At 44.2% G+C, this 14,145-nt stretch carries 14 protein-coding genes; 7 read left to right on the plus strand and 7 right to left on the minus strand.

Annotated features, from left to right (window positions below; genetic code table 11):
* The first annotated feature begins 100 nt into the window (after nucleotides 1–100).
* Both J3U64_RS01230 and mfd read left to right on the plus strand, forming a co-directional pair.
* Nucleotides 101–589 (plus strand): DUF456 domain-containing protein, encoded by a 489-nt coding sequence (locus tag J3U64_RS01230; RefSeq protein ID WP_267390225.1) that lies wholly within the window; start codon nucleotides 101–103, stop codon nucleotides 587–589.
* Nucleotides 590–779: 190 nt separating this feature from the next.
* Entirely contained in the window at nucleotides 780–4,190 is a 3,411-nt protein-coding gene (gene mfd, locus J3U64_RS01235) for a transcription-repair coupling factor (RefSeq protein ID WP_267408022.1), read from the plus strand.
* Between the two features lie 110 nt (nucleotides 4,191–4,300).
* Here the strand turns inward: mfd and J3U64_RS01240 are convergent, their stop codons facing one another.
* From J3U64_RS01240 to glyQ, 6 genes are all read right to left on the minus strand, one after another.
* Nucleotides 4,301–4,999, minus strand: coding sequence for a M48 family metallopeptidase (locus J3U64_RS01240; protein WP_267408023.1), 699 nt, complete (start codon nucleotides 4,997–4,999; stop codon nucleotides 4,301–4,303).
* Between the two features lie 249 nt (nucleotides 5,000–5,248).
* Nucleotides 5,249–6,010, minus strand: a complete 762-nt coding sequence (locus tag J3U64_RS01245; RefSeq protein WP_267390222.1) for a lysophospholipid acyltransferase family protein — start codon at nucleotides 6,008–6,010, stop codon at nucleotides 5,249–5,251.
* 6 nt (nucleotides 6,011–6,016) lie between these two features.
* Nucleotides 6,017–6,592 carry a D-glycero-beta-D-manno-heptose 1,7-bisphosphate 7-phosphatase gene (gene gmhB, locus J3U64_RS01250; RefSeq protein WP_100140101.1) on the minus strand — a complete coding sequence of 192 codons (576 nt, stop codon included), beginning with the start codon at nucleotides 6,590–6,592 and terminating at the stop codon, nucleotides 6,017–6,019.
* 8 nt (nucleotides 6,593–6,600) lie between these two features.
* Complete coding sequence (locus tag J3U64_RS01255; RefSeq protein WP_257377999.1) at nucleotides 6,601–7,050, minus strand: cell surface protein; 450 nt, start codon at nucleotides 7,048–7,050, stop codon at nucleotides 6,601–6,603.
* Between the two features lie 41 nt (nucleotides 7,051–7,091).
* Nucleotides 7,092–9,155 carry a glycine--tRNA ligase subunit beta gene (gene glyS, locus J3U64_RS01260; protein ID WP_267408024.1) on the minus strand — a complete coding sequence of 688 codons (2,064 nt, stop codon included), beginning with the start codon at nucleotides 9,153–9,155 and terminating at the stop codon, nucleotides 7,092–7,094.
* 22 nt (nucleotides 9,156–9,177) lie between these two features.
* Nucleotides 9,178–10,095: a glycine--tRNA ligase subunit alpha gene (gene glyQ, locus J3U64_RS01265; RefSeq protein WP_100152480.1), complete on the minus strand. Its 918-nt coding sequence runs from the start codon at nucleotides 10,093–10,095 to the stop codon at nucleotides 9,178–9,180.
* 179 nt (nucleotides 10,096–10,274) lie between these two features.
* On the opposite strand from glyQ, the gene trhA reads away from it, so the two are divergent.
* From trhA to J3U64_RS01290, 5 genes are all read left to right on the plus strand, one after another.
* Entirely contained in the window at nucleotides 10,275–10,898 is a 624-nt protein-coding gene (gene trhA, locus J3U64_RS01270) for a PAQR family membrane homeostasis protein TrhA (protein ID WP_267408025.1), read from the plus strand.
* 77 nt (nucleotides 10,899–10,975) lie between these two features.
* The gene (locus J3U64_RS01275) at nucleotides 10,976–11,842 is read left to right on the plus strand and encodes a MetQ/NlpA family ABC transporter substrate-binding protein (RefSeq protein ID WP_267408026.1); all 867 of its coding nucleotides are present in this window, start codon (nucleotides 10,976–10,978) and stop codon (nucleotides 11,840–11,842) included.
* Nucleotides 11,843–11,918: 76 nt separating this feature from the next.
* Entirely contained in the window at nucleotides 11,919–12,233 is a 315-nt protein-coding gene (locus J3U64_RS01280; RefSeq protein ID WP_257377998.1) for a DUF2288 domain-containing protein, read from the plus strand.
* 65 nt (nucleotides 12,234–12,298) lie between these two features.
* On the plus strand, nucleotides 12,299–12,703 hold the full coding sequence (locus J3U64_RS01285) for a type IV pilin protein (RefSeq protein ID WP_100140096.1): 405 nt from the start codon (nucleotides 12,299–12,301) through the stop codon (nucleotides 12,701–12,703).
* Nucleotides 12,704–12,803: 100 nt separating this feature from the next.
* Complete coding sequence (locus tag J3U64_RS01290; RefSeq protein ID WP_267408027.1) at nucleotides 12,804–13,232, plus strand: hypothetical protein; 429 nt, start codon at nucleotides 12,804–12,806, stop codon at nucleotides 13,230–13,232.
* A 91-nt stretch (nucleotides 13,233–13,323) separates the two neighbouring features.
* Here J3U64_RS01290 and J3U64_RS01295 read toward each other — a convergent pair whose 3' ends face one another.
* Complete coding sequence (locus tag J3U64_RS01295) at nucleotides 13,324–14,139, minus strand: META domain-containing protein (protein ID WP_267408028.1); 816 nt, start codon at nucleotides 14,137–14,139, stop codon at nucleotides 13,324–13,326.
* Between the last annotated feature and the right edge of the window lie 6 nt (nucleotides 14,140–14,145).

The following is a 14,145-nucleotide window of genomic DNA, read 5'->3' on the forward strand; positions in this document are numbered from 1 at the left end:
TACATAACTTTTACCTTCACAACATAATTTACTCTTGAGTGTGACAGCAGCATCCCCAATCTACAAATATTCTTCCTTTTTTCGCGAGGACTTATCTGCCATGACCTCAGTTTTGGTGATATTGGCTATTGTTTTATTACTTATCGGGCTGTTAGGTACATTTATGCCCGCCCTACCCGGATTGCCACTTATGTTTGGCGGCGCATGGCTATTGGCTCTAAGCAGCGATTATCAGATTATGGGTACAGGCACACTGATTACGTTGGCAATTCTCACCGCCTTAGGATGTGGTATGGATTACATGGCTGGCGTACTCGGAGCCAAGCATAGTGGTGCAAGCAGAAAAGCCATCTGGGGGGCTTTTATCGGCGCCATTATCGGTATGTTCTTTGCCCTTCCAGGTATGATATTAGGCCCGTTAATCGGAGCAGCGACCGGTGAATTCATTGCTAGACGTAATTTGGTGGCCGCTGGAAAAGTAGGATTCGCTACCCTAATTGGCCTAGTTCTCGGCGTTGTTGCCAAAATCGGCTGCGCATTTGCCATTCTGATTACCATCGCCGTGATGTATCTGTATCATTTATATTAACTGAATATTTAACTAACCACCAAGAGCAAAGGCTACTGTATTTGTAATAGAATACATAGCCTTTACTTTTTAAAATTTTATCCATTCTCACGTATGCGGCAATGATTGCCGGTCGGCGCAGGCTTGTCTTATCATAGCTTGCCCATAACTATTGAAAATCTAATTAATTATTACCTATAAAACAGAAACTATGTCCGCTGTTGCCCCTTTTGCGTTACCTAAAAGCAGTCAGATCGTACACTGGCCAGATTTAAATGCTGGTAGTCTGCCATTTCTTCTCAGCAAGCATTTGCCTGAAAAAAAACTAAAAATTGTGCTCACAGCGGATGCCGAGCAGGCTATTCGTATTCAGACAGCATGGCAGTTTTTCAACCCAGCTGCGCGTATTGTATTTTTTCCTGACTGGGAAACCTTACCATATGAACATTTTTCTCCCCATCAGGAGTTGGTATCCGAACGCCTTAGCACATTATGGCAATTAAAAAACGGACTGGTTGATGTTTTACTGTTGCCTCTAGCCACAGCAATGCAAAAAATCGCCCCGCCTTCATTTTTGCTGGGTCGTACATTCTGGCTCAAGACCGGCCAGCAATTGGACACTGATGCACTCAAACACAGTCTGATAGAAGCAGGCTACAACCATGTTACCCATGTCGTAGCCACCGGTGAATTCGCTACCCGTGGTGGGATACTGGATATATTCCCGATGGGTAGTGACACCCCATTCCGTCTCGATTTATTTGATAATGAAATCGACACCATTAAAACATTCGACGCCGATACTCAGCGCACCCTGAATAGTGTTGAAGAAATCCGCCTGCTGCCTGCACATGAATTCCCCACCGACAGCGATGCCCAAAAAATTTTTCGTAGCCGTTTTCGTGAAGAAATCAGCAGTGATCCTCGTAAAGCAACAGTCTATGCAGCTGTATCCGAAGGCCACTTCGGTGCCGGAGTGGAATATTATCTGCCTCTATTCTTTGAAGAAGAATGTGTCAGCATTTTTGACTACATCAATGAGGATGCTATTCTGGTCAATCTAGGAGATATACACAACGAAGCGGCACGTATCTGGCAGGATGTTAAACAGCGCTATACCATGGCACAAGGCGACCCAGCCTATCCACCGCTGGCTCCGCATTATTTATATATGAGTGAAGATCAGATTGGGGCACGCATCAAAGCATATGCACGTGTGGTACCGGAGCTAAGCAACCATAATAGCTACACCTTGCCTGATGTTGCCGTCGATAGGCAGTCTGACGATCCTCTGCACTCTCTGAAAGCTTTTTTGCAGCAGTGGTCTGGTAAAGTATTAATCTGTGCTGAAAGCCTTGGCCGACGTGAAACCATGCTTAATTTCATGCGTGAGTATCAATTGCAGCCACATATCGTCAGTGGCTGGGCAGATTTTCTTCAAGCCAAGGCTGAGTTGTGTTTGACCATTGCACCATTAAGCTATGGCTGCCTGTTGGCCGAACAAAGGTTGGCCATCATCACCGAAGCCGACTTATATCAATACGTCGTACGTGGTCGCCGCACCCGCCGCAAACACAGTGCCGTTTCCGACGGTATGCTGCGTGATCTGGCAGAAATCAAAATTGGCGACCCTGTTGTACACGAACAGCATGGCATTGGTCGCTATCAAGGTCTGGTAACACTTGATCTGGGTGAAGGTGCCAGTGAAATGATGCTGCTGGAGTATGCCGAAGGTTCACAGCTATACGTACCAGTCAGCCAGCTGCAATTGATTTCCCGCTATGCCGGTAGCGCACATGAAAATGTTAGCCTGCACAAACTCGGACATGGTGCATGGGATAAGGCACGGCATAAAGCTGCTGAAAAAGCCAGAGATACCGCTGCCGAACTCTTAAACCTCTATGCACGGCGTGAAGCACAGCAAGGGCATCGCTTCAACCTTAACGAAATAGATTATCAGGCCTTCGCCAATGGCTTCGGCTATGAAGAAACTGAAGATCAGGCGGCCGCTATTGCCGCCACTCTTAAGGATTTATGCGCAGAAAAACCAATGGATCGGCTTATTTGCGGCGATGTAGGATTTGGTAAAACGGAAGTTGCCTTACGGGCAGCTTTTGTAGCCGCTATGGCTGGCAAACAAGTCGTGGTACTGGCTCCAACTACTCTGCTGGTTGAGCAGCATGCCCAGAATTTTGCCGACCGCTTTGCAGATTTTCCCATTAAAGTTGCTCAACTTTCACGTTTTAATACCAGCAAACAGACACAAGCCACGCTTGCTGGACTAGCAGATGGCACTGTTGACATTGTTATCGGCACACATAAACTGGTTCAGCCGGATGTCCATTTCAAAAATCTTGGTCTGGTCATCATCGATGAAGAACATCGATTTGGCGTTCGTCAGAAAGAACAGCTAAAAAGCCTTCGCGCCAATGTTGACGTACTGACTCTTACCGCCACACCGATTCCACGTACCTTGAGCATGGCTTTAGAGGGTCTACGTGATTTTTCCCTGATAACCACCGCACCCAGCCGCCGTTTAGCCGTTAAAACCTTTGTCCGTCCCCTCAGCGATGGACTGATACGTGAGGCAGTAATGCGCGAACTGAAACGTGGTGGCCAAGTTTTTTTTCTGCACAATGAAGTAGACACCATCGCAAATGCTTATGAAAAACTAAGTAGTTTATTGCCAGAAGCACGCATTGGCATTGCACACGGACAGCTACGAGAGCGCGAGCTGGAACAAGTAATGCGTGACTTTCTACAACAGCGCTATAACGTGCTGCTATGTTCAACCATTATCGAAACCGGCATAGACATCCCTAATGCCAATACTATTATCATTGAGCGTGCAGATAAATTCGGCCTGGCACAGCTACATCAGCTGCGCGGCCGTGTAGGTCGTTCGCACCATCAGGCCTATGCTTATTTACTTGTGCCCGAAGCCATGACCAAAGATGCTCAGAAACGACTGGAAGCAATTGAAATGGCCGATGATTTAGGCGCCGGTTTCACTCTAGCGATGCAAGACCTGGAAATTCGCGGTGCTGGTGAAATTCTCGGAGAAGGTCAGTCTGGTGAAATGATTCAAGTAGGTTTCACCCTCTACACTGAAATGTTAAAACAAGCAGTACGCAATTTGAAAAAAGGCCGCGAACCGGATTTAGATGCGCCACTAGGCATTACCAGCGACATTAAACTACACAGTCCAGCTTTGTTGCCAGAAAGCTACTGTCCAGACATCCATGCACGCCTCGTTTTGTACAAACGGCTGGCCAGCAGTGAAACCGAAGCTGAAATAGACCAGATTCACGAAGAATTAATTGACCGTTTTGGCTTGCTTGAACCGGCAGTATCCACACTGATCGCCAGTCACCATCTGCGCCTCGAAGCAGCAAATCTGGGTATAGATACCATAGATGCCAGCAGCGAAAGCATAACGTTCACATTTGGCAAGCATCACTGTATTAATCCGGCAACCATCGTTGCCATGATGCAAAATGATAAAAATTACCGCCTTGTCGGTGCAGACAAACTCAGAGTGAATATCGGCATAGAAGACGTGCAACAACGAGTGCAAATAATCAAGAATATTATGAAACAACTCGCAGTAGATGCCAGCTGAAACCGAATGTATTTATATCTGACACCAGCTTTTTAACACACTCATTGAGATTTACTTGTATATCATTCAGCGCAATTACAGCTTACTACAATTGCGCTGTTTGCCGATTTTTAGCGCACATTATCCAGTGCAAACAACTCAGATCCATGCCGTTTCAACCATAAACGCGCATCATGCGTCTTTGATGTATATTTGGCCACCATTGCCCAAAAGTCCCTACCATGATTCGCATAGCGCAGATGACATAATTCATGAATACAAACATAATCAACCACAAACGCCGGAGCACCAATTAAACGCCAATTTAGACGGATACCGGTACGCCTGCGGCATACACCCCAAAAAGTACGTGCTTGAGTTAACGCCATGGAGGCGGGTTGTTGCTGCATCACGAGTGCCCAATACTGTAAACGCGATATTAGCTCAGTCTGAGCACACTGCCTTAGCCACGTTCGCAGTATATCAAGCGCGGATGCTTCAGATGTCTCTGGTAACAAAAAGCCCTGTTGCTGATACCATTGAACAGCCGAGAGCCCCTTAGCAAAGGTATAAGAGAAACGTTGCCCACGATACCAGATAGTGTTCGGTAACTCTGTTTTAATAGTTTTCGACTGCTGCCACAATTGCTTAAGCGCCGCTTCATTGGCACCAAACCATTGCTGCAATTGTTTCAGGGAGACAAAAGGCGGTATATTGACAGTTAATATAGAAGCCGAAGCGACGCGTACAATGATATTTTTCCGCGCCGTCCGCCGCAAGTGAAACTTGATAGCACAGCCATCTTGAGTAGTGTGAATAATCACCGACATATTTATGCTCTAGCAGAATTCTGATCGGCAAACGCGAATAAACGTAACAGATTTATCAATGTATGCACGACCTAGCCATCGCTTAATCAAAGCATTTATGAAAAATCAACTATCTCTTCTTTAAACAGCCATGTAGAAACTAGATTTTGATTACAGACAACTAAGCAACACTAAGTTAGCCAATTAAAAAACAATAAATCGTAATTAATGAATTGATTTTCAATCTAATATTTGGCCTCATTAAATTGATTAGTGAGGTAAGACAGGCGTGGGTACTTGAGGATTTTTCGGTGCAAAAGGTCCCACACCCTGAATTTCTATCTGTTTGTCTTCTATCCACTGCTCACAATGCTTAATTAGCTCTTCAGGATTATGTGCCTGTTCATAGTGTATTGGCGCACCAATCACTACGGTCACTTTACCTGGATACTTCAAAAAAGAGTCCTTAGGCCAGAATTCACCACTGTTTAAGGCTACTGGTATCAAATTAAGATGTAGTTCCTGAGCCATGCGCGCAGCGCCTTTTTTATAATGACCGCGATAGCCCGGTTTAATACGGGTACCCTCAGGAAAGATGCAAATCCACATGCCTTTCTGATGGCATATTTTGCCCTGACTGATTATCTGCGCATTTGCTGCTTTGGGATTGTTACGGTCTATCCCGATAGTACCACGCCATTTCAACGCCCAGCCAAATACCGGAATCCGAAAAAGCTCACGTTTTGCCACAAAAGCCAGATCTGGGAAAAAATACAACATGGCCAGCGTTTCCCAGCCCGATTGATGTTTACAACATACGATACCCGGTTCCTGCGGAATATTTTCCCGGCCAATTACTTCATATTTAAGGCCAATAATATGTTCCAGCATCCAGAACAGGGTTTTACCCCATGCAGTTGTCGTCCATGTCACGCCTTTAGGGACAAGCATGGAAACAATCACCACCATCAGCCAAACTAGCGAGAATATACACAAACAAAACCAGTAAATTAAATTACGTAACAACAGCATGTTAAATTATTCCTCGGCTGATTTTTCAGCCTGTGTACGACAGAATTTAGCAAAATCAAGCAAATCGTCATACACCTGCGTATCTTCAGGCAAAGTTTCCATTTTTAGCGTTTCTTTGCCTTTCCCCGTTAATACCAGTATTGGATGGCCTCCGATGGCTGCTATTGCTTCCATATCACGAATACCATCACCGACCAGCCATGTATCCTCTGCTCTCATATGTAGCCGGTCGAGTATATCCAGCAATAAACCCGGCTGAGGTTTGCGGCAATGGCATTTTGCATTGCTGGTGTGCGGACAAAACCACACACCGCTCAGTCGACCACCAGCTTTCTGAATATAATTGTGCATTTTCCCATGCACTTCATTCAGTTGTTCCATCGTGACTTGATTGCGCCCGATACCCGACATATTTTCTGCTACCACTACCGTGTATCCGCTTTGAGTTAGAAAGGCCACCGCATCCATGCTGCCTGGCAGAGGATGCCATTGATCTGGATCACTAATAGGCTGCGGCTGCATTGCATTGAGCACCCCATCTCGATCAAGAATAATTAGTTTGCCTTTTCCACTCAATATCATAAATATCCTTACTGTGCAGGTTTCAGACTTTGCCTCCACTGCATCAGGGCACTATCAAATACCCCGTCCAGTAAAGCCTGATTTTCATCGGAAATTTCAACATGATAAAAGCTTTCCAGCGCCGGCGTATTTAGTGTTTGGACATAATCTTCCATAAAACGACCATACCCCTCCTCTTCATCATCGTAGTAATACAGAGAAAAGCGGCATCCTTCTTCGTTAAAATCACTGTCTTCCAGACAGCCAGCCATATTATTTAGTACAAATTCAGCACCACTTATCGCCTGTGCCTTTAAAGCGCCCATGTCTTCTTCTGCTGCTTCATCCCATTCTGGATTGTACAGACCACGCCGCACAATCCAAGACCAATAATATCCCATGTGTGTGGCCGCATTGGCCAGAGCCAATGCCGGCGGATAATCTTCTTCAGTATGAAACACCACATTATCTAATATCATAATTCAGCTTTCATCTATTAAGGGAACGGGTTAAGGCAGTACTACTCATTCAAAAGAGCAATATCAGCCACAGCATTCATCTGGTGAGACAAAAACAGTAATAAAGCCAGACGATTATTTCTGATGGCCTCATTTTCATCCATTACCATTACATTAGTAAAGAATACATCCACCTTTTTTTTAATTCCGGTGAGTTCGGACAATGCCTGAATAAAGTCTTGTTTTCTCATAGCTGCCTGAATGCGCACAGCGACTTCTTCAGTAGCATGGTATAGATTCAGTTCATCCTGTTCTTGCAATTTTGAAGAATCAACAGCTGGCAAAGCTGATACGTCCGTTTTTTTCAGCAGATTATGTACACGTTTATTCGCAGCGATCAGCGCTGTTGCTTCCTCAAGCTGCTTAAACTGGGTAACAGCGGCTAAACGCGCATCTAATTCACCCAAATCATCCACTTGCCCTGCAAGTACCGCGGCAACCACATCCTGCTCATAATTATTCTGCAACAGAATATCCAGTCGAGCCTGCATAAATCCGGCCACTTCAGCTACAGTATTTTCCCCTAGTTTACCGGCAGGGAAAGTAGCAAACGCGGCCTTTAGTAATGGCAGCAGCGCCAAATGATGCTGCATGAGCATGCGCAAAATACCCAGAGCACTACGACGCAAGGCATATGGGTCTTTATCACCAGTAGGAACAAGGCCGATACCCCAAATACCTATCAAGGTTTCAAGTTTGTCAGCCAGTGCCACTACCGTTCCCAACACATTATCCGGCAAGACATCATTAGCAAAGCGTGGCCAGTAATGTTGTTCTATCGCGACAGCAACATTTGGATTCTCACCATCATGCAACGCATAATATTTACCCATTGTGCCTTGTAATTCAGGGAACTCTCCTACCATATCAGTCAGTAGATCAGCTTTAGCCAGTTCTGCAGCACGTGCAGCCAGATTAACATCTGCATTTAACAACGGAGCAATTGTTTTAGCTAGACGGATAATTCGCTGAACTCTTTCAGCCTGACTACCCAGCTTATTGTGATAAACCACATTTTGTAAACGAGGTAGACGGCTGGCCAACGTAAATTTCTGATCCTGACGGTAAAAGAATTCTGCATCGGCTAGACGAGCACGCAATACCCGTTCATTACCATGAATAATGTGAACTGGATTTTCAGTCTGTAAATTAGACACTAGCAAGAAGCGGTTAATCAGCTTACCGTCACCGCTAAGTAGTGGAAAATATTTTTGATTCTGCTGCATGGTCAGAATCAGGCACTCTTGTGGTACCTGTAAAAAACGCTCATCGAAACTTGCCTGTAGTACCACCGGCCATTCTACCAGCGCGGTTACCTCATCCAACAGTCCATCTGCATAAGCCACATGCGCATGCAGCGATTCGGCCGCAGTGCTTAAATCTTGCTCAATACGAGCACGACGTTCAGCAAAACTAACTACTACTTTACCTTGTTCCAGCATTTGCTGTGCATAATCTTCAGCATGCTGAATAATAATTCTTCCTTCGCTCAGGAAGCGATGACCTAAAGTCCAATTTTGGCTACTCAGACCCAATACACTACCTGCAACGATTTCACTGCCATGCAACATAATCAGTCCGTGCACCGGCCGTACAAAAGTAAACGTACTACTGCCCCAGTGCATAACCTTGGGAATAGGCAATTTTTTAATAGCCTGATTAAGAATTTCGCTTAAGAGAGCACTTAAGGGCTGGCCTGCCTGCGTATATTCATACGCATACACCATCTGTTTGCCATCATTTATCTGTGTAAGCTGACTAATTTCAATCTGATTACTGCGTGCAAATCCCTGCAAGGCTTTAGTGGGTTCACCATCTTTCATACCGGCTGCCACACTAGGCCCTTTTTTGATAATGCGCTGGTCTGCCTGTACTGCTTTTACATTCTGAACCAGTACGCCCAAACGTCTTGGCGCAGCAAAGACCTGATAATCAGCCACACCATCTATGAGCTGTGCTTTTTCCAGTCCGTCCACAACACCGGCAGCAAGACTCTCGCCCAAATTATTCAGCGCCTTAGGTGGCAGTTCTTCAGTACGCAGTTCAATTAATAAAGGAGCATTCATGCAAATAATACTTTCATTCGAATCAGGCTGTGTGGCCGGTAGATTTTTTGTTCAGTAGAGGGAAACCCAGTTTTTCACGGCTTTCCACATATTTATGCGCCACCGCACGACTTAATGCACGCACACGGCCAATATAGGTGGCACGTTCGGTTACCGAAATTGCACCACGCGCATCAAGCAGATTAAATGTGTGTCCTGCTTTCAGCACCAGTTCATAAGCAGGTAGTGCTAGACTAATATCTTCAACAGCCAACAGACGTTTGGCTTCAGCTTCATAATCATTAAACTGTGTCAGAAGCCAATCAGCATTACTGTATTCAAAGTTGTAAGTAGACTGTTCAACCTCATTCTGATGGTAGACATCACCGTAGGTCACAATCTGTCCGTCTAGCGTTTTCGCCCAGACCAGATCGTAAACATTGTCTACACCCTGTAAATACATTGCCAGCCGTTCAACACCATAAGTAATTTCACCGAGCACTGGCGAGCAATCCATGCCGCCCACTTGCTGAAAATAAGTGAACTGAGTGACTTCCATGCCGTTAAGCCAAACTTCCCAGCCTAATCCCCAGGCACCAAGCGTTGGATTTTCCCAGTCATCTTCCACAAAACGGATATCATGCTGACGAGGGTCTATTCCCAGCTCCTGCAAAGAAGCCAAATACAATTCCTGAATATTATCTGGAGCCGGCTTTAACGCTACCTGAAACTGATAATAATGCTGCAGACGATTAGGATTTTCACCATAGCGTCCGTCTTTAGGCCGGCGGGAGGGTTGAACATAGGCAGCAAACCACGGCTCAGGCCCCAGCGCGCGCAGACAGGTGGCCGGATGGCTGGTACCCGCACCCACTTCCATATCCAGCGGCTGCAATACCACGCAGCCATGACGGGCCCAGTAATTCTGTAATGTAAAAATTATTTCTTGGAAAGTCAGCATGAAAGGAAATTTCTGATAGTCTGCAAAATTATCTATTTTACTGTGCTTACTAGCAGTTGAACAGCCATCATTCAGTACCTAAACACTACCTCATAGCAAATAATAAACGAAAAAACACTTGCGCCCTAACGCAGGTAGTGAAACGATAGACTCTTAATTAATAGTCAAGTTATTTCAAAATGTATTATGGCGAACGTTTTAACGCTTACTCTCACCTGACCGGCTTTATACTATCTATCATTGGAACGGTCTTTCTGCTAATAAAATCTGCAATGTATGGCGATGCTTATCGAATAGTCAGCTCGGCCATATATGGTGGTAGTCTGATATTTCTGTATGGTATCTCCACTTTATATCATTCCATCCGCTCACATCACGCTAAAGCCGTACTACAAAAATTTGACCACTGCGCCATATATTTGCTGATTGCCGGTAGTTATACTCCTTTTACACTCACCACACTCAACGGCGGCTGGGGCTGGTCCCTATTTGGTATATCATGGGGACTGGCAATATTTGGTATCATTCAAGAAGTGACTATCGGGCGTAAAAGTGAAACTCGTATTCTATCCTTGATACTCTATTTATTGATGGGCTGGCTAATTATTGTTGCCATCTATCCACTGATACACCACATGTCCGCTCCTGGCCTCTTCTGGCTTATTAGCGGTGGATTGGCATACAGTATTGGCATATACTGGTTTATTAATGATGAAAAAATCCGCCACGGACATGGCATCTGGCATATTTTTGTGATGCTGGGCAGTCTAGCACAATTTATTTGTGTCTATGCCTACATATGAGAACAAGAGTTAGATGCGCCTGACAAAAAACACTAAACAATCATTGTGCATACTAACGATTAAAAGAAAGACATTGTGTGAAAATAATTCTGAACACCCTCTTTGTTTGCCTGAGCCTCCTGTTCCTTTCTGCCTGTGGTGGCGAAAAAACTCATCACTCCGCTGCTTCATCAGTTCAAACAAAAAAAGAAATTATCATTGGCACCACTGTAGGCGATTTTGCTGATATGGTGCGCGATCAGGTCAAGCCTGAACTGGAAAAACAAGGCTACCACGTTCAGCTATTGGAGTTTACGGATTATGTCCGTCCCAATCTTGCTCTGGCAGATAAATCTATCGACATCAATGTATTTCAGCATAAACCTTATCTGGATGATTTTGCCCAGTCTCGTCATCTGGCCATCATGCCCGTGTTTCAAGTACCAACTGGTCCGCTCGGTATCTACAGCGGCAAACTACATGAGCTGAGTGCAGTCAAAAGTGGTTCTAGTGTCTCTGTTCCTAACGATCCTTCTAATCTTGCCCGCGCATTGGTGATGCTGGATAAGCTCGGCTGGATAAGTCTAAAAAACAATATTAACCCATTGAAGGCCTCACTAGCAGATATAGCCAGTAACAATAAACACATCAAGCTAGTGGCGCTGGAAGCAGCCCAATTACCTCGTTCTCGTCATGATGTGGATTTTGCGGTCATTAATGGCAATTTTGCCACGAGCTCGGGACTAAAGTTCACATCAGCATTATTCCTTGAACCTGGCTACACCTATGTCAACTGGGCAGCAATTCGCACGGCTGATAAAGATACCCAATGGGTAAAAGACATTACTGCTGCGTACAATTCAGCAGCGTTTAAACAATATGCGTTTAAACGCTTTGCCGGATATAAATATCCAGAATCATGGGGCATACAAAGCACTTCTCCTGCATCTACTGCGTTACAATAATTTTTGAAGTAGTTTTAAAAGGCATTTTGTTACCGGTATCTATAACAAAATGCCTTTTAGCAAACATATGATAAACATGAAACCAGATGATTTAAGTATGAATACTGAAGTACCATTGGAACAAAAAATTAATCTGGAGACTGCCCGTATCAGCTGGCATGAACTCCAGCCCTATTTTGCCCGCGGCAACTGTATTTATATTGCACCTGAGCTGGATTTAGTTACCATTGCACATAAGATAGCAACAGACGACAGTGCTGCCATTGCACTTTTGATTCAGGAAGGTAAAATTAGCAAAGTCAGCGACATAATGGCACAGCAATTTTTTGATAATAATCAGTCGATGTGGGCTGTTGTGGTAAAGCCTTATGTGCTGGTGCAGCCAGATTAAGCCCGTATCGAGAGCAGATAAATCATAAGCAATTAATCAGCATTCATAATAAGGAAGAGAATACAATGCATCGTCACCATTACGGTTTCACCATGATTGATATGATGATAACCATCGTTATTATTGCCATTCTGACTGCCATCAGCTATCCCACTTATCATAATTTTGTTCTTAAAGCCAGAGCAGAAAATGCACGCGCTGATATCTTATCCAATATAAACATGCTGGAAAGGTATTATTCCCAAAACAAAACATTTGTCGGCTACAACAAACTTGAGCAGAATCGAAGTAAAACTTTTTTTACTTTAACAGGTATATACAATCCTAGCAGCTATACACTAATTGCTACCCCAAAGGCAGCTAATAGTGGGGAAACAAAAAGTGTAGTCTATAGTAGTTTAAAGGGCATGCTGCTTTGTACTAACCAAAAAGATGATAATGGAAATTATACAGATTGCGATATTTTCTAGTTTTCAATAGTTAAATATTGATCTGAACCACTACATTTTTTTCCAAATCACAGTATTCATAGAAACGTTGAATCACTCAACTAAGAAAAAGAGAAAACACATGCAAATACTGAAATCAGTCCTCTTGATCACCACAATATTTACACTGGCCAATACTGCTATAGCTGCAAGCCATCAGCCTACAGACGAGAGTTATATTAATGATGATGCTGAAAGAATTATGAGCCAAATGTTGCATCAGCAACAACAGATTGAAAAAGAAATTGAGAACCTATCTGCCTCCATCCAACAAGATGAAAATCAGGTTAAACTGTTTAAGAATTGCAAACAACCTGAATGTCATCAATACAGTGAAACCACTTCTTTCCGTCTAGAACCGAACCATCAATTTACTTATCAAAATCAAGTCAGCAAAGATGGCCGCAGCAAATCCATTAGCCGCAGTGGCAGACTGATTCAAAATAAAAATAATCAGACACTGATACTTGATAATGCGGCAGGTCAGCCAGAAATCTACTTAAAACAATAAATTCAGTTCAATTTCTTACGCACTGAAATACCAGCATAATAAAAGGCAATGAAATTTCATTGCCTTTTTCTGCTTCAATAACCCGTACTGCTTATTTACGTTGATGTTTATGTTTAGGTGTATTCACCGCTGAGCGCTCAATAATCTGATCCAATTTATAAACATATTGGCTTTCTGCAGAGGCATCGGCTGGTTTAATTTCATATACGTTCAAACGTAAAACTTGATTTTCGGACGGATTAAACTGCCAACCATCAATCGTACCAGCGAAATTACGCCATACACCATTTTTAACTTTGATACCCTGCTCGTTATAGGTCACTTCACGTACTTTCAGGCATTGAGCAGCACCCTGCGCTGTCTGACAAGCCTGAGTTTCTGGGCTAATTTCCCAAAATACCACTGTTGGTTGTCCATACTGTGCTGTTGCAGTAGGCACACCCCGCCACAGCAAATGCTCACCTCGGCGATTTTCAATCCATAGCTTTGGTTCAGCATTCTGACTATCTTCAGTATTCAATAAACCAGCATGTAACTTCTGGCCGTTCATAAAAGATACAACTGCTGCATCCTGCGCCATGACATCGGGAGCACACGCTTTCATCGTACTTACCGGCGCCTGAATGTGCATATCTTCACCGTTCAGTTGGAAAACCGAACTGATATTATTACAGCCACCAGAAACATTTAGCCGCTGACCGTTAAAATTCAGTTTCAGATTGGTATTGCCGGCAAGGCTAGCCAAAGGTCGGCCGTGCCGGTCTGTAGCTTCTGCCAGCTGCCAATCGTAAGCACTGAGTAGCTGCGCATTCGCTGCACGCATATTCACCTTACGGTCTGATGTGTGGGCACAGGCAGCAAGACTACCTGCAACCAGGGCAGTGATGGCCAATTTTTTGATACTCATAATCAC

It is taken from the genome of Snodgrassella sp. B3800, assembly GCF_026535865.1.
Lineage (GTDB): Bacteria > Pseudomonadota > Gammaproteobacteria > Burkholderiales > Neisseriaceae > Snodgrassella > Snodgrassella alvi_E.